Annotated in this window: 20 protein-coding genes; 15 read left to right on the top strand and 5 right to left on the bottom strand. The window is 51.5% G+C overall.

Features of this window, described 5'->3' with window-relative positions:
- The first annotated feature begins 11 nt into the window (after nt 1-11).
- Nucleotides 12-659: a hypothetical protein gene (locus tag OKS35_RS07140; RefSeq protein ID WP_264092753.1), complete on the top strand. Its 648-nt coding sequence runs from the start codon at nt 12-14 to the stop codon at nt 657-659.
- A gap of 38 nt (nt 660-697) precedes the next feature.
- On the opposite strand, the gene OKS35_RS07135 is transcribed toward OKS35_RS07140, so the two are convergent.
- Complete coding sequence (locus OKS35_RS07135) at nt 698-1,198, bottom strand: hypothetical protein (protein WP_159562616.1); 501 nt, start codon at nt 1,196-1,198, stop codon at nt 698-700.
- Between the two features lie 181 nt (nt 1,199-1,379).
- On the opposite strand from OKS35_RS07135, the gene OKS35_RS07130 reads away from it, so the two are divergent.
- Both OKS35_RS07130 and OKS35_RS07125 read left to right on the top strand, forming a co-directional pair.
- Nucleotides 1,380-1,580 (top strand): helix-turn-helix transcriptional regulator, encoded by a 201-nt coding sequence (locus OKS35_RS07130; protein ID WP_264092752.1) that lies wholly within the window; start codon nt 1,380-1,382, stop codon nt 1,578-1,580.
- A 2-nt stretch (nt 1,581-1,582) separates the two neighbouring features.
- Nucleotides 1,583-1,882 (top strand): hypothetical protein, encoded by a 300-nt coding sequence (locus OKS35_RS07125; RefSeq protein ID WP_031422897.1) that lies wholly within the window; start codon nt 1,583-1,585, stop codon nt 1,880-1,882.
- A gap of 1 nt (nt 1,883) precedes the next feature.
- On the opposite strand, the gene OKS35_RS07120 is transcribed toward OKS35_RS07125, so the two are convergent.
- On the bottom strand, nt 1,884-2,072 hold the full coding sequence (locus tag OKS35_RS07120; RefSeq protein ID WP_047795099.1) for a hypothetical protein: 189 nt from the start codon (nt 2,070-2,072) through the stop codon (nt 1,884-1,886).
- Between the two features lie 135 nt (nt 2,073-2,207).
- Here OKS35_RS07120 and OKS35_RS07115 point away from each other — a divergent pair, with 135 nt between their 5' ends.
- Nucleotides 2,208-3,620, top strand: a complete 1,413-nt coding sequence (locus OKS35_RS07115; RefSeq protein WP_264092751.1) for an NAD-dependent epimerase/dehydratase family protein — start codon at nt 2,208-2,210, stop codon at nt 3,618-3,620.
- A 133-nt stretch (nt 3,621-3,753) separates the two neighbouring features.
- The gene (locus OKS35_RS07110) at nt 3,754-5,310 is read left to right on the top strand and encodes a SulP family inorganic anion transporter (RefSeq protein WP_264092750.1); all 1,557 of its coding nucleotides are present in this window, start codon (nt 3,754-3,756) and stop codon (nt 5,308-5,310) included.
- Here the strand turns inward: OKS35_RS07110 and OKS35_RS07105 are convergent.
- A complete protein-coding gene (locus OKS35_RS07105) occupies nt 5,307-5,636 on the bottom strand; it encodes a YolD-like family protein (RefSeq protein ID WP_214746123.1) in 330 nt (109 codons plus the stop codon). The two genes, OKS35_RS07110 and OKS35_RS07105, sit on opposite strands and share 4 nt — an antisense overlap.
- Nucleotides 5,633-6,928, bottom strand: coding sequence for a DNA polymerase thumb domain-containing protein (locus OKS35_RS07100; protein ID WP_264092749.1), 1,296 nt, complete (start codon nt 6,926-6,928; stop codon nt 5,633-5,635). Before OKS35_RS07100 ends, OKS35_RS07105 begins: the two co-directional genes overlap by 4 nt.
- Nucleotides 6,929-7,181: 253 nt before the next feature.
- Between OKS35_RS07100 and secA2 the strand changes: the two genes are divergently transcribed.
- From secA2 to OKS35_RS07070, 6 genes are all read left to right on the top strand, one after another.
- Entirely contained in the window at nt 7,182-9,548 is a 2,367-nt protein-coding gene (secA2, locus tag OKS35_RS07095; protein ID WP_264092748.1) for an accessory Sec system translocase SecA2, read from the top strand.
- Nucleotides 9,548-10,351 carry an SLAP domain-containing protein gene (locus OKS35_RS07090; protein ID WP_264092747.1) on the top strand — a complete coding sequence of 268 codons (804 nt, stop codon included), beginning with the start codon at nt 9,548-9,550 and terminating at the stop codon, nt 10,349-10,351. Before secA2 ends, OKS35_RS07090 begins: the two co-directional genes overlap by 1 nt.
- Before the next feature lie 133 nt (nt 10,352-10,484).
- Entirely contained in the window at nt 10,485-13,238 is a 2,754-nt protein-coding gene (locus OKS35_RS07085) for a bifunctional 2',3'-cyclic-nucleotide 2'-phosphodiesterase/3'-nucleotidase (RefSeq protein WP_215243782.1), read from the top strand.
- A 186-nt stretch (nt 13,239-13,424) separates the two neighbouring features.
- Nucleotides 13,425-14,867 (top strand): carbon starvation protein A, encoded by a 1,443-nt coding sequence (locus OKS35_RS07080; RefSeq protein ID WP_196430970.1) that lies wholly within the window; start codon nt 13,425-13,427, stop codon nt 14,865-14,867.
- 95 nt (nt 14,868-14,962) lie between these two features.
- The gene (trhA, locus tag OKS35_RS07075) at nt 14,963-15,634 is read left to right on the top strand and encodes a PAQR family membrane homeostasis protein TrhA (protein ID WP_051829405.1); all 672 of its coding nucleotides are present in this window, start codon (nt 14,963-14,965) and stop codon (nt 15,632-15,634) included.
- Between the two features lie 157 nt (nt 15,635-15,791).
- Complete coding sequence (locus OKS35_RS07070; protein ID WP_012726871.1) at nt 15,792-16,709, top strand: proline dehydrogenase family protein; 918 nt, start codon at nt 15,792-15,794, stop codon at nt 16,707-16,709.
- Between the two features lie 226 nt (nt 16,710-16,935).
- On the opposite strand, the gene OKS35_RS07065 is transcribed toward OKS35_RS07070, so the two are convergent.
- Nucleotides 16,936-17,838: an SDR family oxidoreductase gene (locus OKS35_RS07065; protein WP_264092746.1), complete on the bottom strand. Its 903-nt coding sequence runs from the start codon at nt 17,836-17,838 to the stop codon at nt 16,936-16,938.
- A gap of 214 nt (nt 17,839-18,052) precedes the next feature.
- On the opposite strand from OKS35_RS07065, the gene OKS35_RS07060 reads away from it, so the two are divergent.
- The 4 genes from OKS35_RS07060 to OKS35_RS07045 all read left to right on the top strand — a co-directional run bounded on the left by OKS35_RS07060 (nt 18,053) and on the right by OKS35_RS07045 (nt 24,274).
- Entirely contained in the window at nt 18,053-20,464 is a 2,412-nt protein-coding gene (locus OKS35_RS07060) for a 3-hydroxyacyl-CoA dehydrogenase/enoyl-CoA hydratase family protein (protein ID WP_159562607.1), read from the top strand.
- 18 nt (nt 20,465-20,482) lie between these two features.
- Nucleotides 20,483-21,655 (top strand): acetyl-CoA C-acetyltransferase, encoded by a 1,173-nt coding sequence (locus OKS35_RS07055; RefSeq protein WP_012726865.1) that lies wholly within the window; start codon nt 20,483-20,485, stop codon nt 21,653-21,655.
- Nucleotides 21,656-21,668: 13 nt separating this feature from the next.
- Nucleotides 21,669-23,453 carry an acyl-CoA dehydrogenase family protein gene (locus tag OKS35_RS07050; RefSeq protein WP_159562606.1) on the top strand — a complete coding sequence of 595 codons (1,785 nt, stop codon included), beginning with the start codon at nt 21,669-21,671 and terminating at the stop codon, nt 23,451-23,453.
- Nucleotides 23,454-23,542: 89 nt separating this feature from the next.
- A complete protein-coding gene (locus OKS35_RS07045; protein ID WP_264092745.1) occupies nt 23,543-24,274 on the top strand; it encodes a hypothetical protein in 732 nt (243 codons plus the stop codon).
- Nucleotides 24,275-24,285: the final 11 nt, after the last annotated feature.

Here is a 24,285-nt window from a genome sequence, read left to right as displayed (position 1 = left end):
GAGGAGTCGACATGAAACGTTACTTGAAGTGGCTTTTGGCCGGATTTGGTGTGATTGTGATTGGGGTGGCGGGGTTAGTATTTGCCTTTTATCGGTCGATGCAACCAGATCCCGATGAGGAAGCAAAAGTGATGAAGATGGCTGAATCATATGTACTCGAGCGATTCAAAGATGCTGAAGTGACAGAAGACGTATTATTCGACAACATGGGAAACTTTCCGTTTGAGTATGCGGCGATTGTGGTGGATTCGGTGACGGGAACGGAATTTTATGTTTACGAGAATGAATCGACCGGAGAAATCGTTGATACGTTTCTCTCATCCAAATGGGAAGATGCGGTCACAGAGGCGATTGAAGATTCGATTGATACGGCGTTTGGTGCAGACGTCACCTATGTCGTCCTATATGACGAAGAAAGTATCCGACAACTCGATGTCTCCTCGGCAAATCCAATCGCCTATCAGACAGCCGACGTTTCGCCGACAATCATATTGACGCTTCATCGGGAGCCGGAAGCCGATGACGAAGAGCGCGTTCGGACGTGGATGTCTGCGTTACAAGAGAACGACATCCTGAAGCGAGCCGAGATTCGTGTTGACTATACCGCTAAAAACGGAGAACTTCTTGATGATGGTACTGGTTTAGATTTATCGTTTTAAAAAAGAATCCCACTCTCCAATCGGAAAGTGGGATTTGTTCAGTCAAACACTCGACTGATCCAGCGTTTGAAAAAGGGTTGGCCTGATTGTGTCACGCTATGATTGTCGAGCTCCACCTCTTCGATCGTCTCATTCGGAGACCTCAATTGAATCGTCATCTCGTCACCAAGCCCGGTCGTGACACCACTCTCAAATTGAAGATTTCTTGTCACATAAGCATTTGCGTATAGAAGTCCACCTTTTTCGTCCACTTGTACCTCCTGAATCGTATAGTGGAATTGCTCGACCCAATCCCGCTGACCGAGGAGGAGCCGGACGACGTCATCTTCGTGTGACAGTTTCGTTCGCTCGATATTCTCAAGAGGAGTATGCGCTTCAATCGCCTCTCGCTGCGCTTCTAAGATATCTTTGAAGTGATGTGTCGCAGCTTCTGTCGTCCATGCAGCGGAACCTGTCTTCGACTCGGTCGCATAATGGAAAAGAGCAAATCCAATCAAGGCGAATAACGCCACAACACCTACTCGTTTGAACTGTTTCATTGTCGAGCTCCTTCCATATAAAAGTCACATTGTAATGTAGTGTCATTTCAGACGATTCAACTTGAGATAATAGCCACATACTAAAGGGTATATTTGGTTAATCATTTTTATGTAATATATTCTTAACATTTAGTAAAAAATAGTTTACACTGAACTTGAATACAATGAGGAGGCGATGGTGATGTTAAAAAATCAAATATTCCTCAGTCGTGCAAAGAAAGGCTGGACCCAGCAGCAATTGGCTGATTCAGTCGGAGTAAGTCGTCAAACGATTATTGCACTTGAGAAAAACAAGTATAACCCGTCGCTCATCCTTGCGTTCAAAATTGCGGCGGTACTCGATGAAGAACTACCCGCATTATTTACATATGAGGAGGAGTGAAGATGGATCAAGTATTGTTGTATGGAATTCTTGTCTTGATTGTTGGTGTAATTGTCTCAGAACTTTATAAGGCGAACTTTGAACGAAAAATCGAATCACAAGACGAACGAGGGCGACAGCTCGCCTTAAAAGTCAAATCGATTTCTTATTCGATGTTGTCGATTGGTGTCTATGCCGGTGTCGCCCTCGTCGCAATTTTTCAAGTTTTCGATCAGTATTATTTCATCTACTTTGTCATGCTTGTCTTTTTCATACAAAGCATCGGATCGTCAATTTATCTTGCTGTGATCCGCAGGACATGACTTATCGACCGGTAATTTGATCCAACCAATTCGCGACCAAGTCCGCACTGCCATCTTGGAACATAAATATGGATACCCCGACCATCACAAGTCCGACTAAAATCAGTCCACCTTGTTTCGCGCTACTTGCAATCCCTCGCACGATGAGGATTACTCCCAATCCAAGCAAAAGAAAGTACCAAAATCCCATGAATATCCCTCCTTTTTCTAATTATTCTCATTTTAGTATGAATCGGTCGAGCAGGCTCTACATACTTAGACTGATTTATCTTTTAAAAAAGAAGGGTACATTACCTCTATGCGAATAATTAGGGGAGTGACCATTATGCGAAAAACGATTGTCATTGCGGGGGCGAGCGGCTATATCGGCTCGAACGTGATGGAGCAGCTGAAGGAAGAGTATGACATCATCGCGTTATCGCGATCGACGAAGAATAAAGAAGATGAGGCCCATATCACGTGGCGTGCCTGTGATTTGTTTTCATATGAGGCAACAAAAGAAGCATGTGAGGGCGCGGATTACGCGATGTTCCTCGTGCACTCGATGATTCCGGATGGCGGCTTGACGCAGGCGACGTTCGAGGACATGGACGCGCTCATTGCCGATAACTTCGCCCGGGCGACGAAGGCGAACGACATTGAGCAAATCGTCTATTTGAGCGGCATCATCCCGAAACAAGAGAAGACGTTGTCGCGTCACTTGAAGAGTCGACTTGAGGTCGAACGCATTCTCGGTGGTCAGGGCGTGCCGGTGACGACGATACGGGCGGGACTCATCATTGGTCCGGAAGGTTCGTCGTTCCCGATTTTAGCGAAGCTCGTCAAGCGTTTGCCGTCGATGATCTTGCCACGATGGACGAAGACGGAAACACATCCGATCGACATCCGTGAAGCCGTTCAGGCGCTCATCTCGGTCGTCGGTGCCGAGTCGCTTTATGACCGTCATATCGACATCGGGGGTCCCGAGGTGATGACGTATCGGAAGATGATCGAACAGACAGCCGAAGTCATGGACAAGCGTCGCGTCTTGATCGACTTCCCGTTCCCGACAATCAAACTGTCGCGCCTGTGGGTCATGGCGGTCACGGGTGAACCGAAGGCGACCGTCTATCCGCTCGTCGAGAGCATGGGGCACGCGATGGTGGCAGAAGATACGGTCGAAGGTATCGGACAGGGTGAGATTCCATTCAAACAGGCGGTCGAACATGCGCTTGAGGAAGAAGAGAAGCAATCCTCGGGCGGTAAGAAGAAAAAGCAACCGAAATCGTATACCGTCCGTTCGATTCAGCGGTTCGGTCTGCCGGAAGAAAAGTCGGCGCTTTGGATGGCGGACACGTACTTTGAGTGGCTCGGTCGTTTTATGTATCCGTTCATTCAGACGACGAAAGAAGACGATAATTGGGAGATTGCGCTGCTCGATCCGTCGTTCGTCGCGCTTCATCTATCGCTTGAACAGGAAGCGACGGACGATATGGCATCCTTTGCGATTGACGGGGGCAAGTTCGTCAAGTTAAGTGAAGAGGATCAGACAGGGCGTCTCGAGTTTAGACGCTTACCGGAGTCGGATGAAGGACTCGTCGCCATCCATGAGTTCGTACCGGCCCTCCCGTGGTGGTTCTATACGAAGACACAGGCGAAAGCCCATCTCGTGGTCATGTGGTTATTCGGTCGTCATGTGAAGTTGCTGGCGAAAGACGCGGAAGATGGCAATCAAGTCGTAGAGGCTCCGACGAATTGAAGGGAGACGCATCGAAAGGTGCGTCTTTTTCTTTTGTACATTCTGTTAACGTTTTTCTCAAACCGTTTACAAGCCCTCTTTCCAGGCGTACACTGAACTCGTTTTTGAACTGATTGGAAAGAAGGAATGTATGATGCAAGACTCACTCTCCACACGTGAGATGTGGCAAAAGGACATCTCGGCCGGAATTACAGTTGGCGTCGTCGCCATCCCGCTCGCCATGGCATTTGCCATCGCCTCGGGAGTCCCGCCAGTATATGGACTCTACACGTCCATCTTCGCCGGAATCCTCGTCAGCCTGTTCGGGGGTTCGACGTTCCAAATCGCCGGACCGACGGGGGCGTTCATCCCGATCGTCTCGGGTGTCGTCCTCGCATACGGATATGAGGGATTGCTTGTCACGACCGTTCTCGCCGGTGTGTTGCTACTCCTTATGAGCGTGCTCCGGGTCGGACGGCTCATCCGTTTCATGCCTCGTGCTGTCACGATTGGCTTCACGGCCGGTATTGCTGTCGTCATCTTCGTCGACCAGCTCGATGAGTTGTTTGGAGTCACCTTTGAGAAGGCACCACATTTTCACGAGAACTTGCTTCGCCTCGGTCAGGCGTTGCCCGAAGCGAGTCCTTGGCCGATTGTTATTGCTGGGATTGGCTTTTTGACGCTTTGGATCATCCCAAAGCTGCCGTTCCGTTTACCGCTCTTACTCATGGCGATGCTCGTCCCAACGTTTGTCAGTCTCCTCATCCCGGGTGAGGTCGCGACGATCGGAAGTGCCTATGGCGGTATCCCGAGTGGACTGCCGACATTCAACTGGCTCACAATCGACCTAGACTTGATTACAACGCTCCTCCCGTCCGCATTCGCCATCGCCTTCCTTGGCGCACTCGAGTCACTTCTTTCTGGAACGGTCGCCGACGGGATGGCAGGGACGAAGATGAAGCCGGACAAGGAACTGTTCGGGCAAGGGCTCGCGAACGTGATCACGCCATTCTTCGGTGGGATCCCTTCGACAGGTGCCATCGCTCGGACGGCGACAAACATTCAGGCCGGAGCGGTCAGTCGACGTGCCGGTGTCATCCATGGGATCATGGTCCTCGTTGCGGTCCTCGTCCTCGCGCCGTTTGCGAGTTACGTGCCGCTCGCCGCACTCGCTCCAATCTTGATGCGGGTCGCCTGGAACATGTCCGAACGTCATCACGTGATGGCGATGTTGAGTCATCGTTCATCCGAGTCGCTCGTCTTACTCGTCACGCTACTGTTGACGGTCTTCGTCGACTTGGTCGTCGCCGTCGAGGTCGGGGTCATCTGTGCGCTCGCGCTCTTCGCGAAACGAATGGCCGATACGATCGATGTGCGTGAACGGACAGAACGGTACGTCACGCGAGACGGCCAAATCGTCTTCAGTGTCGAAGGTCCGCTCTTCTTCGGTGCAGTCGAGTTGTTCGAGCACGTCCTCCATCACATTCATCGGGAACCGAACGTGTTCATCTTCAACTTTCACCGCTGCCCGGTCATCGATGTGACCGCGGTCGAAGAGTTGCGTCGTGTCGTCACCGAGCTGAAAGCAGCCGACCGGCATGTCATCTTCGCGCATCTGTCTCCCTCGGTCCGCGCGACGCTTGCTCACTATGGGCTACTCGACGGGATTGAAACGTTCGAGACGACCCAGGAAGCGATCGAGGCGTCTTAACGAACGGACAAGATATCGCCAAACGGGACGCGGCGTACCTCGCCGTCGAACAGCTCGACCTCGCGCTCGGCATAATAGATGGCGTGGACGTAGCCGCGCATGCTTTTCGTCAAGCCGTCCACGAACAAGGTCACCTCGACCTGGTCGCCTTCGCGAATGGCCCGTTCGAGCTCAGTCTGCCAAAGATAGAGGAGCTGTTCGTCCAAGTCGGGTAGTTCGATCTTTTGGATTTGGGCATAATAACGTTTCAGTAGGGCGACGTGCTCGGGCATGAGAAATGGGATCCATTTTAACTCACCTCGGTCACGATAGCGGGTCTTGCTCATGAGGAATCGCCTCCTTGTTTATGTCCGCCGATTAAACGTTGGCGCGTCCGGAGCGGACTGTCTTTAAGTAGGCTCGACGCCGGTCGGATCGTGCCGCGACCGAACCGGACGTTCAGGCCATCAATCAAATCGAGGAAGTCGAGCCGTTTCGCCTTCGCCCATTCGTCTTCGAAGAACGATAACTGGACGTGATTGCTCCGTGGCTCGAGCTTGCCGAGAGCGACCGAGACGTAACGGACGGCCTCCGTCTCTTCCCAGCCGTCTAAAAATAGCTGCAATAAGATCGGGAGAAACTCTTGCTCGTCCGCTGTGAAGCGGGGGAGCTTCTTTTGTTTACTGAAGCCACCCCGGTCGCTCGTCCGCGTATAGCGCACCCCGAGATGGATCGTTCCTCCGACGAGTCCCGCTTGCCTTGTTCGCATCCCGACCTCGACCGCAATTGCCTGTAAGACGAGCCGGATTGCGGAATACGTCGTGTAATCTTTCATGAGGGTGATGCCGTGTCCGATCGACTTCGGTCGCGTCCGTTTCGCACCGAACAGGGAGCTCGCCGGCAGGATGGTCGGCGACTCGTCGATGCCCCAAGCGTGATGCCAAAGTTCTGCACCGATGACACCGAACTTTTCATGAAGGGATTCGAGCGGATAGCGGGCCAAGTCCCCGATCGTCCAGATGCCGAGCCGCTGAAGGTGGACCGCCATCTTCGTCCCGACGCCCCACATCTTCTCGATCGGCGCCGGGTGGATGAGCCGTTCGACGTCGTGGAGAAGACACGTGGCGACCCCTTCCTTTTTCGCATGCAAATCGAGGACGAGCTTGGCGAGGACGTTGTTCGGTCCGATGCCGATGGTGACGGGAATGCCCGTATAGCGAAAAATCGTCGCTCGCATGAGATGGGCGACGTGCTCGTCATTTCCGAACAGCCGCTCCGTCCCGCTCATGTCGACGAGCGTCTCATCGATCGAATAGACGCGAATCGCCTCGGGCGGGGCGAACTGATGCAGGATGTGGATGATTTGGATGGAGACGTTCAAATAATGACTCATCCGTGCCTCGGCATACAAAACGTCCCGTCGTTCGTGCCACGGGAGGCGGTCGATGTGGAAGCGGCGTGCCCCGGTCTTGATGCCGAGCTGCTTCATCTTCGGGGTCGCCGCGAGGACGAGTGCCCCGCTGTCCTGTAGGTTCGAGAGGACGACGAGCTTGGTCTTGTAAGGATTTTTGTTGCGCGCGGCACACTCGCAACTGGCATAGAACGAGACGCTGTCGATACAAAAGATTCGTCTGCGCATCGTCACCACTCCTTTTTACGAACAAATGTTCTGTTTTTTTTCATCTTAACACGGTCTCACGTCATCTCAAATAGTGAATTGAAAATATTTTTACAAATACTTTTTGAAAATTAACCAAAATTTATAGGTTTTCACGTGTCTAAAAACCAACTTTTAGGAAGTTTTCGTAAAAAAGTCTCCGAATTGGTTCGATTTTCGTTATAATAGACGAGTATGTAAGTGATGAATTGATAGAAAGATGGAGGCTATTAGTGTGATCCAATTTGTAAAACAGTTAACGAATGATCAAAGCCGGCGTTTGAAAGCGTACGAACGACGGGTCGCGCGTATTAATGAATTAGAGACAACGATGAAAGCCCTCTCGGATGACGAGATGCGTACATATACGGAGACGCTCAAAGCACGTCTCTTGGATGGAAAGAAAGTAGATGACATCGCGGAAGAAGGGTTCGCTCTCGTCCGCGAAGCGTCAGTCCGTGTGCTCGGCATGCGTCACTATGACGTCCAGCTCATCGGTGGGTTCGCCCTCCTCGAAGGGAACATCTCGGAGATGCCGACGGGGGAAGGGAAGACGCTCGTCGCCGCTTTGCCGAGTTACGTCAAGGCACTCGAAGGAAAAGGCGTCCACGTCATCACGGTGAACGATTATTTGGCGAGACGTGACGCGGAACAAATTGGGAAGATTCACGACTTCCTTGGGTTGACGGTCGGCTTGAACGTCCCGGACATCGAAGCGGACGAAAAGCGTTCCGCATATCAAGCGGACATCACGTATGGGGTCGGGACAGAGTTCGGATTCGACTACTTGCGTGACAACCTTGTCCATAAGCCGGAAGAACGGGTCCAACGTCCGTTCCATTTCGCCATCGTCGATGAAGTCGACAGCATCTTGATTGATGAGGCGAAGACGCCGCTCATCATCGCGCAGAAGGACCGGTCACATATCCGGTTGAAACAGTTGGCACAACAGATCATTTCTGAGTTCGAGGAGACCGACTACGAGGTCGACCTCGAGTCGAAATCTGCGACGTTCACGGAAGCAGGGATCGTCAAGATTGAAGAGCTGTTCGCCATCGATAACCTGTTCAGCGCCTCACACCAGGTGCTCTATCACTATCTCGTCCAGGCGCTCCGTGCGAACGTCTTGTTTGAGCTTGACGTCGACTATATCGTCCGAGAAGACAAGATTGAACTCATCGACTTGTTCACGGGACGCATCATGGAAGGACGAAGCCTGTCAGAAGGGTTGCATCAGGCGCTCGAGGCGAAAGAAGGCGTCACCATCACCGAAGAGAACAAGACGACGGCGGAGATTACGATTCAGCACTATTTCCGCATGTATCCGCTCGTCGGTGGGATGACGGGGACGGCTCAGACGTCACGTCAAGAGTTCTTGAAGACGTACAACATGGACGTCGTCCAAGTGCCGACGAACCGCGAACGTCAGCGTGTCGACCATCCGGACCGCATCTTCATGACGACCGAGCAAAAGTATGCGGCGGTCACTGAGAAAGTGGCAGAACTACATGCGACGGGACGTCCGGTCTTGATCGGGACGACCTCGATCGCACAATCGGAAGCCATCAGCAAGTATTTGAAGAAGAAGCGGATCGAGCATGACGTGTTGAACGCGAAGACGGTCGCTCAGGAAGCGGATATCATCGCGGACGCCGGTCAATTCGGCAAAGTGACGATTGCAACGAACATGGCCGGACGTGGAACGGACATCACGCTCGACGCAAAAGCGAAGGAAGCGGGCGGTCTCTTCGTCATTGGAACGGAGCGGCATGAGTCAAAACGTGTCGACAACCAGCTCCGCGGTCGTTCGGGACGTCAAGGCGACCCGGGTGCGACCGAGTTCTTCGTCTCGCTCGAAGATGAGATCGTGAAACGTTATGCGGCGCAGAAACTAGAACGCGTGGAGAAGAAGTTGAAGCCGAGTGCGACAGGTGAGGTCTCGTCGAAAGATGCGATCGAGATCATCGAATATGCGCAGACGACGATCGAAGGACTCGGTGTCTCGATTCGAGACTACTTGTTCAAACTCGATGACGTCTTGAACGAACAACGGAATATCATCTATACGATTCGTAACCAGGCCGTCAACGCCGATGCGGACGCCATCACGAAAAACGTCCTCGGCATGATGCGTCTCGCCCTCGAGAATAGCATCGACATGCATGTATCGGATGAACTCGTACCTGAGGAATGGCCAATCGATGAGTTGAAAGAAGACTTGCGCTACTTGACGATGCAGGAGCCGACATGGGCGAATGACATCGCCGATACACGTGAACTGAAGGATGCTTTAAACGACTGGATGGAGACAATCATCGCTACGACGGCGTCACGCCTCGAACAGGATGAAATCGTCCTCTTCGCGAAAGAGTCGCTTCTCCGTGCCGTCGACATGAAATGGACGGACCATTTGACGACGATGAGCGGATTGAAAGAAGGGATCGGTCTTCGCAGCTACGGTCAGGAAGACCCGAGCCGTCAGTTCGGAAAAGAAGGACTCGAAATCTTCGAACAGACATATATCAATATCGCACGAGATGTCACGACGGAACTATGCCAGCTCGACCGCTACTTCGCCGAGATGGCAGAGGAGGAAGTATAATGCTAGGATTTCGTAAACGTAAACAGATTGAGACAGGAAATAAAGAGGAAGGGCGCCAATTGACGCTCGTGATCGACGATGCGATGGGGATCCCGAAAGAGGACGAGTACGTCTTCCGTTATCATGCGAAACGACTCCCGCCACTTCTCGACAATCAGCTCTCGATTGAGTTGTTGAATGCCGAATCGCTCGGGCATGACTTGTCGATCGTGGCGTTGTTCCGCAACACGCTTCCGAGCTCGTTCGAGATCAACGAATTGCCGGTCCTCTTGTTAGACGCAAATAACGTCCCGATCGGTCGGAAAGTCCTCGGACGTTCTGAATTGCCGAGCTTTGAGGCGTGGACGAGCAAACCGGTCTACTTGGACTTCTTCTTAGATGAGATGTTCGGAGAAATAGAATCCTACGACTCGCTCCGACTCGTCTTCCAAATGAACCCGATTGACCCGCTTCAGCCCGTGTCATCGGAAGAAGAAGCGAAGTTCTCGAAGAGTGCATGGCAACAGCTCATGCGGACGAACATCTCGACACCGCCAGTCGGAGAGAACGAGTTCAACTTGATGCTCGTGTCGGTGGAGAAGGAAGAGACAGACGTCACGGCGACGATTCTCCTTCGCAACGGCTACGACCGCCACTTGAACGTTGAGAAACTCCCGCTTGAACTCGTGAGTGGGGAGGACGTGGTCGGCTTCACGATGATTCGTCTCGAAGAGTCGGTCTACGGGAAACATGCGTACCCGGTATCAGTCACATTTGAAGAAATTGACGGAGATGGACCGTTTACTGTTCGTATCAAACAATAATAGGATGATAGACCTAATTTTTGTAAAGGGAATTAGGTCTATTTTTATACAAAAAATTAATAGGAGGGAAAGACAGCTGGTGTTATATTGAATATGGTTAGACAATTATCAACCAGAAAAAGGGGACAATCACATGAAAACCGCATTGAAATGGTCGATCGCGACCGCGCTCGTGTTACCAACCGTTTTGCCGCTACAGGCACCGAACGTCTTGGCAGAAGTGGACGAGGATATCGTCAAGCTCCGTTTCTTAGAGACGACAGACTTACATACGAACATCACGAACTACGACTACTTCCAAGACAAGGTCGATAACACGATCGGATTGACGAAAGTCGCGACACTCATCAATGAACATCGTACAGCCGCTGGGGAAACGAACACATTCTTGTTCGATAACGGGGATACGATTCAGGGGACACCGTTCGGCGATTACGTCCGTGAGAGCCAAGCTGGAAAAAATGAAGCGTTCGAACATCCGATGTACAAGGCGATGGCGGCACTCAACTACGATGCCGTCACACTCGGGAACCATGAATTCAACTTTGGTCTCGAATTCTTATACAACGCGATGGAGGGGTCGAAAGGGAAACTGCGTTTCGTCAACTCGAACGTCAAAGATTTAGAAGGCAACCCGATCGTCTCGAAGTTCAACGTGGATGGACAAGAGGTCCAAATCATCGAACGAACGGTCACAGACCTGGATGGGGAAACACATACGATCAAAGTCGGCGTATTCGGAGTCGTCCCTCCGAAAATCATGTCATGGGATTCGGGGAACCTTCAAGGTCGTGTGACGGCAGAGGATATCATCCCGTCCGCACGTGAAGCAGTACAAAAATTAAAAGGCCAGGGAGCGGACGTCGTCGTCGCCCTCGCGCACTCAGGGATTGGTGACAGTGCAGCGCTCGCGGATGAGCAACTCGACAGCGAAGAGAACGTCGGTTACGCACTCACGAAGATTGACGGGCTCGACATGGTCATGACGGGACACCAACACGGTCGCTTCCCGGATGCGAAAGGCATGTTCGCTTCGTTCCCGAACGTCGATATGACGAAGGGGACAATCAATGGCAAACCGGTCGTCATGGCGAACAACCAAGGGAAGGACCTCGGCGTCATCGACTTTGAACTTGAACTCGTAGATGGGAAATGGCAAATCGTTGATGCGTCAGCAGCACTCGATACGGTGACGGCTGATACGGCGGTCGACCCGACGATTCAAGCGTTGATCGAAGACGACCACTTGGCGACAATCGACTATATCAACCAACCGGTCGGTGAGATTCAAGATGACATCCAAAGCTACTTCGCACTGGTCCGTGACGACGCATCGGTTCAGTTCGTGACGAACGCACAGAAGTGGTATGTCGAGAAAGAACTCGAGACGAACCCAGAACTTTCTGCTTATAAAGAGTTACCACTCTTGTCAGCAGGCGCACCGTTCAAAGCGGGTGGTCGTGAATTGACAGATGCGAGCTACTATACGAATATCCCGAAAGGGCAAATTGCTTTGAAAAACGTCGCGGACCTTTACGTGTATCCGAACACGCTCGAAGTCGTCAAAGTGACAGGAAAAGATGTCATGGATTGGCTCGAGATGTCAGCGGGTGCGTTTGACCAAATCGAAGAAGATGGCGAAAACTTACTCAACCTTCAATTCCGTAGCTACAACTTCGATATTCTCGACGGTTTGACGTATGAGATCGATGTCACGGGTCCTGCGATGTTCGATGTCGGCGGGAAGCTCGTCAATGCGAACGCGAACCGCGTGAAGAACGTCGAGTACAACGGACAACCGATCAAAATGGACCAAGAATTCTTGGTCGCGACGAATAACTATCGCGCGGGTTCTTCATCGTTCCCAGGTCTCGGTGGCGGGAAGAACATCGTCTATCGCTCAGCGTATGAGACACGTAACGTCATCTCGGACTATATTGTGTCGAGTGGCAGTAACTTAGACTACAAAGCCGACAACAACTGGAAGATTGTCGCGGATGCGAAACGTTCGGTGACATTTGAAACAGCGGATGCGGGTAAGCAGTACTTGAACCTTTACGAAGGTATCGAAGCGACGGACGCGACGCGTGAAGATGCGGCAGGTCGCCTCTTCCGGACCTATACGGCAGAGCTCGAAGTGGCGCCAACTGACTTGACGCTCGCGGTCGATGTCATCAAACCGGGTGCAAAAGTCGTGACTGGGAAGACGGCTCCATCTGCAAACGTGACATTAAAAGATGGCAAAACGGTTCTCGCGACAACGACAGCCGATGCAGAAGGCATGTACCGTTTGACGGTCAAACCGCTCAAACTCCGTCAGTCATTGACGATTGAAAGCGAATTGAATGGGAAGACGATGACGGAAACGAAAGTCGTCGGTGCAGGTTTTGTCGGAACGCCAGCTATCTCGAAACGTTTGACGTACACGAATACAACCGTGTTGACTGGAAAAACGACGGAAGGGGCTACGCTCGTCCTTAAACGAGACGGGAAAAAAGTAGACTATGCGAAAGCTGACGAGAATGGGAACTTCACATTCAAGAGAAGTACAGGATTCTTTGCAGCAAAATATGAAATCGAAGCGAAAGATGTATCAGGAAAAGTAGTCAAGACAACATCATTCGAGTTAAAAAATGGATCAATCGTGACACCGAAGACAACGAAAGGTGTGAAGGCCGGCACACGCGCCTTGATCGGGAAAACAACACCGGGTGCGACGGTCGTCTTGAAAGACGCGAAAGGCAAGCAAGTCGCCAAAGTACAGGCGAGCTGGACAGGAACGTACACGTTCACGTTCAAAAAAGGCCTTACGAAAGGGACTTACAAAGTCATCGCAAGCGGATCGAACGGTTCTGGTGCAAAACAATCGACTCTCAACTTGAAATAAGTACGGAACGGCGTCCAATTTGGGCGTCGTTTTTTGTCGAATAAAAGTGTCTAAAATGTGAATGAAAGCCCTTACATTATCATTAACTCTTATGTATAATCAAACATGTAATCGGTTACATGACACGTGTAAACCGAAGAGCTGATGGGGTTTCGGCTACATATGTACGGAAAAGGGGACTGACAGATGATTACATTCTTCGTCGCACTCGCACTACTTTTGGTCGGGTATTTGGTATACGGTCGTTACGTTGAGAAGACGTTCGGCATCAAGGAAGAGCGGACGACGCCCGCCTATGCGTCTCAGGACGGCATCGACTACGTGCCGATGGGCAAAAAACGGAACTCGATGATTCAATTGCTCAACATCGCCGGTGTCGGACCGATCTTTGGACCGATTATGGGGGCGCTCTACGGACCGGTCGCCTTCCTTTGGATCGTCTTCGGATCGATCTTTGCCGGTGCGGTTCATGACTATTTGACAGGAATGATTTCCCTTCGAAACAACGGGGCACACTTGCCACAACTAGCGGAGAAGTTTCTCGGACGTTCGCTCCGCCATATCGTCAACGGGTTTGCACTTTTACTTTTACTTCTTGTCGGGACGGTGTTCGTCACGTCTCCGAGTAACATGATCAACAACTTGTTCGATGGGAATGCAACGACGCTCACCATCGTCATCTTCGCTGTGTTCGCTTACTACATCTTAGCGACGCTTCTCCCGGTCGATAAGATCATCGGACGCATCTACCCGTTCTTCGGGGCACTACTCGTCATCAGTGCCATCGGGATCGCGGTCAGTTTGTTCGCTCAAGGATACAAGATTCCAGAGATGACATTGACGAACATGCATCCGGACGGCTTGCCGATCTGGCCGCTCCTCTTCTTTACCATCTCATGTGGGGCGCTCTCTGGTTTCCATGCGACACAGTCGCCGATCATCTCGCGGACGACGATGAAAGAAAGCAACGGCCGTGAAATCTTCTACGGCATGATGATCGCCGAAGCGGTCATCGCGATGATTTGGGCTGGAGCGGCGATGGCCATCTTTGAGCCGGGTGAATTGCTTGGACTCATCAGTGCGGGCACTCCGGCACTCGTCGTGCAAGAAGTGGCGACACTCATGCTCGGCAGCATCGGCGGCACGCTCGCGATTCTCGGAGTCATCGTCTTACCGATCACGTCAGGCGATACGGCATTCCGTAGCGCACGGATGATTATCGCAGACTACATGTCGATCGCACAGAAGAAGTTCTCGTCACGTCTTTGGATCGCACTTCCACTTTTCGCGATCTCATACGTGCTCACGAACATGGACTTCCAAATGCTTTGGCAATACTTCAACTGGGCGAACCAGACAACGGCGGTCATCGCACTGTTCGTCGGGGCGATGTACCTTTACATTAAAGGGAAAAACCACTACATTGCGCTCCTACCGGGGACGTTCATGTTATATGCAGTCTGGTTCTACATTTTGACGGCGCCGATCGGCTTCAAGCTGGACGGAGTTCTTCCGTACGTCATCTCGACACTCGGAACGTTAACGCTTCTCGTCTTGTTCCACAAACGGGCACGCGCGATGCGGGCAGCACAAATGGAATGTGACGTTCCGGTGAAAGAAGTCGCATAATCTCGACACGGGCTAATCGGTAGCCCGTGTTTTTGATTGCGTTAAAATCGGGAAATGTCCATACTAGAAGGAACAGTTACGGAAGGTGGGAGCACATGAAACAAGAACAACTCAAAGAGATGCTCCATGCCGACACGCTCGGGGAAGAAATTGCGAGCGCGATCACGCACGGCTTAGGAGTCATCTTCAGCATCGTCGCCCTCGTCTTGCTCGTCATGAGCGCCACAGAGAGTGGGAGCACGTGGAACGTCACCGCGGTCAGTGTATTCGGGGCATCGATGATTTTACTTTATCTCTTCTCGACACTCATGCACGCCATCCCACATCCACGGGCGAAACGGGTGCTGCAAGTGTTCGACCACGCGGGGATTTACTTACTCATCGCCGGAAGTTATACACCGTTTGCGCTCGTGACACTTCACGGGACGCTCGGTTGGACGCTATTCGGAATCGTTTGGGGTGTCGCGATTCTCGGAATCGTGTGGAAACTGTTTTCGACCGGCAAGTACATGTGGGTGTCCAATGTGACTTACCTCGCACTCGGTTGGATCTGCATCATCGCCATCCGTCCGTTATATGAATCACTCGGTCACCAAGGGTTCATGCTTCTCCTCGCAGGGGGGATCGCCTATTCGGTCGGCATCGTATTTTATGTATGGCAAAAACTGCCGTTCAACCATGCCATTTGGCACCTGTTCGTCCTAGCGGGAAGCGTGTTCATCTTCCTCAGTATTTTACTCTACGTCGCACCTTCGACAAGCCTATAAGACAGCCGTCCTACGGGGCGCCTGTCTTTTTTGAAAAGTTGGGAAGAAAGTGCTGCAAACGGTTACAAAAATACAGACGAAATGACGTTTGTGTGTCATAATAATTGCAGACATCATCATAGAGATAGATGGGTGTAAAAGTAAGGGGGAAAATCAGATGGAAAAAGTGTTGCGCGATGGATTTATCTACATGTCACAAAACAAAACACTCAACAGTTTGGCAAAGAAATATGGCCTACGATTTGGTGCATCACGCTTTGTAGCAGGGGAAGACTTTAAGGCTTCTGTCCCGACGATTCGCGAACTCAATGCGAAAGGATTGTCGGTCACGGTCGATCATCTCGGGGAATTTATTAAGACGGTCGAAGAGGCGAATACGAATCGCGACGAGATCATGCGTGCGATTGAAATTATGGCAGAAGAGCAATTAGACGCCTATATGTCACTCAAGCTGACATCACTCGGATTCGATATCTCGGACGAGTTGATTGAAGACAACATGCGTCAAATTTTGACGGTCGCACAACGAGTCGGGGTCTTTGTGGCCATCGATATGGAAGATGAGCAGCGTTGTGAAAAGACGCTCGAATTGTTCAAAAAGCTGAAGTCTGAATTTGACGGTCTTGGAACGGTCATCCAGTCGTACTTGTACCGCTCGGAAGATGACATCAATCATCTTGCGCCGCTCAAGCCGAACCTCCGCATCGTCAAAGGGGCATATAAAGAGCCGGCGACGGTCGCGTTCCCTGAAAAAGAGGACGTGGACCATAACTACGTGAAGCTCGTCAAACTCCATCTTGCGAACGGGAACTACGCATCCATCGCGACACACGATGACCATATGATTGACGCTATTATCGAGCACGTCAAAGAGAACAACATTCCACTCGACCAGTTCGAGTTCCAGATGTTATACGGCATCCGCGTCGAGCGTCAACTCGAGCTCGTGCGCCAAGGATACAAAGTCCGTGTCTACGTGCCATACGGTCGTGACTGGTACGGTTACTTCATGCGCCGTCTCGCAGAGCGCCCGGCAAACGTGGCGTTCGTGTTAAAGGGAATGGTGAAGAAATAAAATGAGCACGAACATCCGTCGAGGATGTTCGTGCTTTTTGATGTATGGATAACGTCGATGCGTTCGGTCTTCTATGTAGCGGAGGTGTTACGATTTCTTGTTCTCGTCCTCACTTACCCAAAAATCTGGACCGATTTGATCGGACAGCCAAAAGAAAAGTTCCTGATGTTCTTCTGGATGCACTGCACAAAAAGAAGACTCAGCTACGAACTGAGTCTTCGATCAATTATCCATTAATCACGGTTCCACCATTTACGTGGATGACTTGACCACTGACGTATGTCGAATCATCGCTTGCGAGATAGACATACGCCGGTGCGAGTTCGGCCGGTTGCCCCGGTCGTTTCATCTCTGCTGAATCGCCGAACGATTTCACCTTCTCCGCGTCAAACGTTGAAGGGATGAGCGGTGTCCAAATCGGTCCCGGGGCGACCCCGTTGACGCGAATCTTCTTGTCCGCCAAGTTTTTGGCGAGCGAGCGGGTGAATGCCGTGATGGCACCTTTCGTCGACGCATAGTCAATCAATTGGTCGTTTCCTTCATAGGCTGTGATCGAGGTCGTATTGATGATGCTCGCTCCTTCTTTTAAGTAGGGGAGCGCTGCTTTCGTTAAGTAGAACATGCTGAAGATATTCGTGCGGAACGTCTTCTCGAGTTGATCGTCCGAGATGTCGAGAAGCGATTCCTGCGGATGCTGCTCAGCGGCGTTGTTGACGAGGATGTCGATATGACCGAATGTTTCAAGCGTCTCCTCGACGACTTGTTGACAGAACGAAGATTCCCCGATGTCTCCTTGAAGCAAGAGGCAGGCTTGCCCTAAATCTTCAATCCGTTCTTTTGTCGCTTCCGCATCCTCGAGCTCGTTTTGGTCTTTATAGACGATGACGGAGTTCGCACCTTCATGGGCGAAGAAGATGGCGACCGACTTTCCGATCCCGGAATCCCCACCGGTGATGATCGCGACCTTGTCTTTTAACTTGTCACTTCCTTTATAGTCTTCCCGTTCATAGATCGGGAAAGGTTCCATCTTCGAATCGATTCCCGGTTGGTGCGACTGTTCTTGGGCTTTCTTCTTAAACGACTCAAAGTCCTTTCGGCTACCGACAGTGTTTAAACGATTATCATGCATGTATACATTCCCCTTTCTAAATTTGACTCTTGTTGTCTATACCACACACATTAAAAACTAATCGTTCATTCAAAAAATGGAATGAAATTGAAAAATGAACGCTTGCGAATGAATGTTCATTCATTTATGATAGAAGAGTAAACACGATGGTGATTGCGATTTTTTTTACGCGTGAAATGAATCACTATTCATTCTCATTTTAGGGGGGAACACTATGACGAGTCACATCGAACAATCAACCGACCTCCGTTTGACGAACTCAATTCGTTTTGCGGTCGTCATCGGTTCAGGAGTAATGGGGGCGGGGATTGCGGCTCACTTGGCGAACGCGGGGATTCGTTCGCTCATGCTCGACATCGTACCACGTGAATTGACAGCCAAAGAGGAAGCGAAAGGGTTGACGCTCGAGTCGCCGGAAGTACGCAATCGCATCGCCTCAGAAAACCGTCAAAAGCTATTGAAACAAAATCCAGCACCACTCGCGACAGCGGAACATCTCAACTTCATCGAAGTCGGGAACTTAGAAGATGACTTAGAGCGTTTGAAAGAAGCGGATTGGGTCATCGAAGTCGTCGTCGAACGTCTCGACGTGAAGCAACAACTCTTCGAGAAGATTGCACCTTACATCCGTGAAGACGCGATTCTCAGCTCGAACACGTCAGGGATCTCAATCGAAGCGATGGCAAGTGCCCTTCCGGAAGGATTGAAATCACGCTTCCTCGGCACGCACTTCTTCAACCCACCGCGTTACTTGAAGTTGCTCGAACTCATTCCGACGGAGAAAACAGCCCGTCCGGTCATCGACTTCATGTCACGTTTCGCTGAAGATCGTCTCGGCAAAGGTGTCGTCGAAGCAAAAGACACACCGAACTTCATCGGGAACCGGATTGGGACGTATGGTCTTCTCGTCACGTTTGAAGAGATGCTCAAGCAAAACGCTTCAATCGGAGAGATGGACTCGATCACAGGTCCACTCATCGGTCGTCCAAAATCAGCGACATTCCGCACACTCGACGTCGTCGGAATCGACACATTCGTCCACGTGGCGGGGAACGTCTACGAGACACTCGAATCAGGGGAAGAGAAGGACACGTTCGACGTTCCGAAAGAAATGAAGCAACTCGTTGAAAAAGGTTGGATCGGACAAAAGGCTGGTCAAGGCTTCTATAAGAAAGAAGGCAAGGTCATCCAGGAGTTGAATCTTCAGACGTTCGAATACGAACAATTGAAAGCGATTACAGGTCCTGAGCTCGATCAAATTAAGTCACTTCCTGGCTCGAAAGCAAAATTGAAAGGTGCCATCTTGAACAAAGGTCGCGTCGGCCAATTGCTCTGGCCAATCACGGCGAAGACGCTCGCTTACTCGGCACGTCTCACTGGTGAAATCGCCGATACGATCGTTGCGATTGACGATGCGATGAAGTGGGGCTTCGGTTGGAAGTTTGGACCGTTCGAGATGTGGGATGCCCTCGGTGTTGAGAAATCAGTCGAGCGTATGAAAGTGGAAGGCTATGACGTCCCGGCATGGATCGATGAGATGCTTGCTGCAGGCAATACGTCATTCTACAAGGGAGACCAGTATTACGATAAAGCGTCGAAGACGTATGTCGAGAAGACCGTCAACCCGAAAGAATTGAAACTCAAGCCGCTCGCAAAATCAAACGGCATCATTTTAGAAAATGGTGGCGCACGCCTCGTCGATATCGGTGATGACGTGGTCGCACTCGAATTCACATCACCAAACAACGCGATCGGTGTCGACATCATGCAGATGATCGAACAGTCGATCGATCGTGTCGAGCAAGACTTCAAAGGAATGGTCCTTGCCAACGACGGCAAGAACTTCTGTGTCGGTGCGAACCTTGCGATGATGCTTATGGAAGCCGAAGACGAGAACTGGTTCGAACTCGATTGGATCATCAACAAGTTCCAACAAGTCGTTCAAAAGATTCGTTATTCAAGTCGTCCGGTCGTTGCTGCACCGTACGGTATGACGCTCGGTGGTGGAACGGAAATCAGCTTACCGGCAGCCCGTATGCAAGCCGCACTTGAGACATACATGGGTCTTGTCGAAGTCGGTGTCGGCCTCATCCCTGGTGGGGGCGGAAACGTCAACACGTACCGTCGACTCCTTGAGCAGACACCAAAATCGATGCAAAACATCGAGAAGGCTGCGCAACAGACGTTCGAGAACATCGCGATGGCGAAAGTATCGAAGTCGGCATTTGATGCGAAAGCACTCGGTTACCATCGTGCGGTCGACGGCATCTCGATGAACCGCGACCACTTGACGTTCGATGCGAAACAAACGGTCCTTGAACTGGCTGACGGGTACACGGCACCGGTTCGTGAGAAGTTACCGGTCGTCGGTCAAACAGGTAAAGCGACGCTCGAACTCGCGGCGTACGAAATGTTCTACGGTGGTTATATTTCAGAGCACGATTTGAAGATTGCGAAGAAACTCGCACACGTCATCAGTGGTGGCGACTTGGCATACGGTACGCTCGTCGATGAGCAGTACTTCCTTGACATCGAGCGCGAAGCTTTCTTAAGCCTCATCGGGGAGCCGAAGTCACAACAACGGATGCAACACATGCTCGTGAAAGGCAAACCACTACGGAACTGATAAAGGGGGACAATACAGATGAGGGAAGCAGTCATCGTAGCCGGCGCACGGACGCCGGTCGGAAAAGCAAAACGCGGATCGTTCCGTAACGTTCGTTCGGACGAGCTCGCGGGATATGCCATCAAGGCAACGCTTGAGCGTTCAGGATATAAAGGCCCGATTGATGACGTCATCATGGGTTGTGCGATGCCAGAAGCGGAGCAAGGGATGAACATCGCTCGCTATGCGGCGGTCCGGGGGGGACTGTCGCACGAAGTTCCAGCGATCACCATCAACCGCTACTGCTCGTCAGGCCTTCAAGCCATCGCGGACGCGGCGGCCAAAATCATGATCGGTCAAGCGACGGCAATCATCGCTGGCGGTATGGAATCGATGAGCCAAGTGCCGATGGGTGGTCACGTCATCCGTCCAAACCCACACATCATGGAGACGGCACCAGAGTACTACATGAGCATGGGGCATACGGCAGAACGTGTTGCAGCCGAATATAACATCTCGCGTGAAGACCAAGATGCGTTCGCCATCAACAGTCACCAAAAGGCGGCAGCGGCTATCGCAGGTGGCAAGTTCCAAGAAGAAATCGTTCCTGTGACGGTCATCGAGCACGTACTCGGTGAAGACGGTAAAGTCGCGGAAGTGGAGAAAGTCGTGAAGCATGACGAAGGTGTCCGTGCCGATTCGACGATTGAAGCACTCGGGAAACTCCGCCCGGCCTTCAAAATCAAAGGGTCGGTCACAGCAGGTAACGCTTCACAAGTATCAGACGGAGCAGCAGCTGTCCTCGTCATGGACCGTGAAGAAGCAGAACGCCAAGGATTGCAACCGATGGCCAAGTTTCTCTCGTTCGCGGTCGGCGGTGTCCGTCCAGAAGTGATGGGAATCGGTCCAGTCGTCGCCATTCCGAAAGCACTCGAGATGGCTGGCGTGAAATTAGAAGAAGTCGGATTGTTCGAGTTGAATGAAGCGTTCGCGAGCCAGTCACTCGGTGTCATCCGTGAACTCGGAATCGATCCATCGAAAGTGAACGTGAACGGCGGCGCTATCGCCCTCGGTCACCCACTTGGATGTACGGGAGCAAAACTTTCAGTCTCGATCTTGCATGAGATGAAACGACGCAATGAGAAGTATGGGGTTGTCACGATGTGTATCGGCGGCGGAATGGGCGCGGCTGGTGTCTTCGAATTACTATAAGGGGGAATCGGATATGGAACGTACAGAACATGAATTGATTAAAGGCGGTAGCTTTGTCATTGACGCACTCGACGCAGAGCGTCTCTTCACACCAGAGGATTTCTCAGATGAGCATAAGATGATTGGTGACACGACGGCTGGATTTGTCGATGACCGCGTCATGCCAGTCCTCGAGCGCATCGAGAAACACGAGTTCGACCTCTCTGTCGAATTGTTGAAAGAAGCGGGCGAGCTCGGTCTTCTCGGAGCAGACGTTCCTGAAGAGTACGGCGGTTACCAACTCGATAAAATCTCATCTTCAATCATCACGGAGCGCTTCGCGAAAGCACGTTCGTTCGCACTCAGCTACGGCGCACACGTGGGGATCGGGACGCTCCCGATCGTCTTCTTCGGATCAGAAGAGCAAAAGCACAAGTACTTGCCAAAACTCGCGACAGGCGAATGGATCGCGGCTTACGCGCTCACTGAGCCAGGCTCAGGGTCTGACGCCCTCGGTGCGAAAACGACAGCTGTCTTGAATGAGGCGGGCACGCACTACGTCTTGAACGGCGAGAAACAATGGATCACAAACGCCGGCTTCGCGAACGTGTTCGTCGTCTATGCGAAAATCGATGGCGACAAGTTCAGTGCCTTCATCGTCGAGCGTGACTTTAAAGGAGTCTCAACGGGCGCAGAAGAGCAGAAGATGGGGATCAAGGGATCGTCGACACGTACGCTCATCCTTGAAGATGTCGAAGTACCAGTCGACAACCTTCTCGGTGAAGTTGGAAAAGGTCACGTCATCGCCTTCAACATCTTGAACGTCGGTCGTTACAAACTCGCAGTCGGAGCAGTCGGTTCTTCAAAACGTGCATTCGACCTCTCGGTTCAATATGCGAACGAGCGTAAACAGTTCAAGACACCGATCAGCCAATTCCCACTCATCCAAGAGAAATTGGCGACGATGGCAGCGAACATCTATGCGATGGAAAGTTCAGTCTATCGTACAGGTGGTTTGTTCCAGGATAGCTTGGATGCACTCGGTGATGAGAACATGCGCGACGGATCGAAAGTCGCACAAGCGATCGCAGAATACGCGATCGAATGCTCACTCAACAAAGTCTTCGCTTCTGAGACGTTCGACTATGTCGTCGATGAAGCCGTTCAAATTCATGGTGGATACGGATTCATGGCAGAGTATGAAGTCGAGAACCTCTACCGTGACTCACGGATCAACCGTATCTTCGAAGGGACGAACGAGATCAACCGTTTGATCGTCCCAGGTACGCTCCTCAAGAAAGCGATGAAAGGTGAATTACCGCTCCTCGCAGAAGCGCAAAAACTTCAAAAAGAGCTCATGAGCTACATGCCACAAGAATTGGATGGGTCACCACTCGCTCGCGAGAAGATGCTCCTTTCGAACATGAAGAAAATCAACTTGATGGTCGCGGGTACAGCTGTACAGAAGTATCAACAAGACCTTCAAAACGAACAAGAAATCTTGGCGAAGATTGCAGACATGATCAGTGCCATCTATGCGCTTGAAGCAGCCATCGCTCGTACAGACAAAGCGATTGCCCGTTCAGGCGAAGAGAAGAATACGCTCAAAGTCCGCTACACTGAAATCTTTGCGGAGCAAGTGTTCAAGCAAGTCGAACTCATGGCGAAAGAAGTGTTATACGCAGCGGCGTCTGGCGACGAGCAACGTATGCTTCTCTCGGCAATGAAGAAATTCAGCCGCTACCAGCCAATCAACGTGATCGGCACGAAGCGCGAAGTCGCAGCGAGCCTCATCAAAGCGAACAAGTTTATCGTCTAATCAAATTGACAGAAAGGGTGGACCGGACGCGGTCGATCCTTTCTTTTTTTGAGCTCTGCCACGTACAATAGAGACGAGGGGGAGAGATGATGACAAAACGAGATGTATTACTCGACCGGATGGAACGCATTGGACGGTCCGTAGCCGAACGGGACGGGACGCTCATGCTGCTCGCATTGGGGTCGATTGGACAAGAGACGGAGCGGTTGGATGAGTATTCGGACCTCGATTTCTTTTTGATTGTCGAGGATGGGCAGAAGGCGCGCTTTATCGATCGACTTGACTGGCTCGAGATCGAACCGCTTCATTATCAGTTCCAAAACACGAAGGACGGGCATAAGATCATGTACCATGATGGCATTTATGGTGAGTTCGCCGTCTTTGAACTGCATGAAATGGCGACCATCGCCTATACGCCAGGACGTGTCGTCTGGCGACGGGACAAGGCGCTCGAGGTATTTGCGACACCACGCCTCGAAATCACCCGTGAAACAGCGGCTTATTATTATGAAGAGGCGTTGACGAACCTATACGTCGGCTTGCTACGTGAACGTCGTGGCGAAACGCTCGCCGGATTCGAGCTCGTCCAGGTCGCAGCTGTTCAGAACGTCTTGAAGGCAATCGGTGAACAAGGGGACCCGTTCAATCCGACACGCCGGGTCGAGTCGAGACAGCCCAAGATGATTTCTTTCCTGTTGGGCGGGGTATTAGGATATGGCAAGTCAGGCGTCGCAGCCTCGACTATCTTACGTTTTATCGAAGAACGCTATGTGGTCAACCCAACGATGAAGCGAGAGATTGAACGGTTGCTTGAGACGTGATTTAAATTCTC

It is taken from the genome of Exiguobacterium sp. N5, from assembly GCF_025842465.1.
Lineage (GTDB): Bacteria > Bacillota > Bacilli > Exiguobacteriales > Exiguobacteriaceae > Exiguobacterium > Exiguobacterium profundum.
Note: the sequence above shows the minus strand (reverse complement) of the source record. Positions and strands in the feature narration are given on the sequence as shown.

Excerpts from the sequence above, each read along its gene's own strand:
- OKS35_RS07090 (WP_264092747.1), top strand. The coding sequence starts at position 9,548 with ATGCTAGGATTTCGTAAACGTAAACAGATTGAGACAGGAAATAAAGAG.
- OKS35_RS07115 (WP_264092751.1), top strand. The coding sequence starts at position 2,208 with ATGCGAAAAACGATTGTCATTGCGGGGGCGAGCGGCTATATCGGCTCG.
- OKS35_RS07085 (WP_215243782.1), top strand. The coding sequence starts at position 10,485 with ATGAAAACCGCATTGAAATGGTCGATCGCGACCGCGCTCGTGTTACCA.
- OKS35_RS07050 (WP_159562606.1), top strand. The coding sequence starts at position 21,669 with ATGGAACGTACAGAACATGAATTGATTAAAGGCGGTAGCTTTGTCATT.
- OKS35_RS07080 (WP_196430970.1), top strand. The coding sequence starts at position 13,425 with ATGATTACATTCTTCGTCGCACTCGCACTACTTTTGGTCGGGTATTTG.
- OKS35_RS07125 (WP_031422897.1), top strand. The coding sequence starts at position 1,583 with ATGGATCAAGTATTGTTGTATGGAATTCTTGTCTTGATTGTTGGTGTA.
- OKS35_RS07110 (WP_264092750.1), top strand. The coding sequence starts at position 3,754 with ATGCAAGACTCACTCTCCACACGTGAGATGTGGCAAAAGGACATCTCG.
- OKS35_RS07140 (WP_264092753.1), top strand. The coding sequence starts at position 12 with ATGAAACGTTACTTGAAGTGGCTTTTGGCCGGATTTGGTGTGATTGTG.
- OKS35_RS07130 (WP_264092752.1), top strand. The coding sequence starts at position 1,380 with ATGTTAAAAAATCAAATATTCCTCAGTCGTGCAAAGAAAGGCTGGACC.
- OKS35_RS07065 (WP_264092746.1), bottom strand. The coding sequence starts at position 17,838 with ATGCATGATAATCGTTTAAACACTGTCGGTAGCCGAAAGGACTTTGAG.
- OKS35_RS07070 (WP_012726871.1), top strand. The coding sequence starts at position 15,792 with ATGGAAAAAGTGTTGCGCGATGGATTTATCTACATGTCACAAAACAAA.
- OKS35_RS07100 (WP_264092749.1), bottom strand. The coding sequence starts at position 6,928 with ATGCGCAGACGAATCTTTTGTATCGACAGCGTCTCGTTCTATGCCAGT.
- OKS35_RS07045 (WP_264092745.1), top strand. The coding sequence starts at position 23,543 with ATGACAAAACGAGATGTATTACTCGACCGGATGGAACGCATTGGACGG.
- trhA (WP_051829405.1), top strand. The coding sequence starts at position 14,963 with ATGAAACAAGAACAACTCAAAGAGATGCTCCATGCCGACACGCTCGGG.
- OKS35_RS07120 (WP_047795099.1), bottom strand. The coding sequence starts at position 2,072 with ATGGGATTTTGGTACTTTCTTTTGCTTGGATTGGGAGTAATCCTCATC.
- OKS35_RS07055 (WP_012726865.1), top strand. The coding sequence starts at position 20,483 with ATGAGGGAAGCAGTCATCGTAGCCGGCGCACGGACGCCGGTCGGAAAA.
- OKS35_RS07105 (WP_214746123.1), bottom strand. The coding sequence starts at position 5,636 with ATGAGCAAGACCCGCTATCGTGACCGAGGTGAGTTAAAATGGATCCCA.
- OKS35_RS07060 (WP_159562607.1), top strand. The coding sequence starts at position 18,053 with ATGACGAGTCACATCGAACAATCAACCGACCTCCGTTTGACGAACTCA.
- OKS35_RS07135 (WP_159562616.1), bottom strand. The coding sequence starts at position 1,198 with ATGAAACAGTTCAAACGAGTAGGTGTTGTGGCGTTATTCGCCTTGATT.